We start from the raw sequence: 208 nt of genomic DNA, 5'->3' as shown, positions 1-208 counted from the left end.
GAACGCAGAAAACCCGGTCCGCGTTGGGCGGGCCGGGTTCGTGAAGGATCGCATAGTCGAAAGAGATTTGGTTGCGGGGACAGGATTTGAACCTGTGACCTTCAGGTTATGAGCCTGACGAGCTACCGGGCTGCTCCACCCCGCGCCAAGGTTGTTCGGCTGGTCCGGGCTGGCGTTGCGCGTTGTGGCGCGGTCCGGGGCCGTAGCG

1 tRNA gene is annotated in these 208 nt (G+C 63.9%); it reads right to left on the bottom strand.

The annotated features are described in order from the left end of the window. Positions 1-68 precede the first annotated feature (68 nt). Positions 69-145, bottom strand: a tRNA-Met gene (locus MKL11_RS03585). Between the last annotated feature and the right edge of the window lie 63 nt (positions 146-208).

This window comes from Methylobacterium sp. J-077, from assembly GCF_022829365.1.
In the GTDB taxonomy this organism is placed as follows: Bacteria; Pseudomonadota; Alphaproteobacteria; order Rhizobiales; family Beijerinckiaceae; genus Methylobacterium.
Note: the sequence above shows the minus strand (reverse complement) of the source record. Positions and strands in the feature narration are given on the sequence as shown.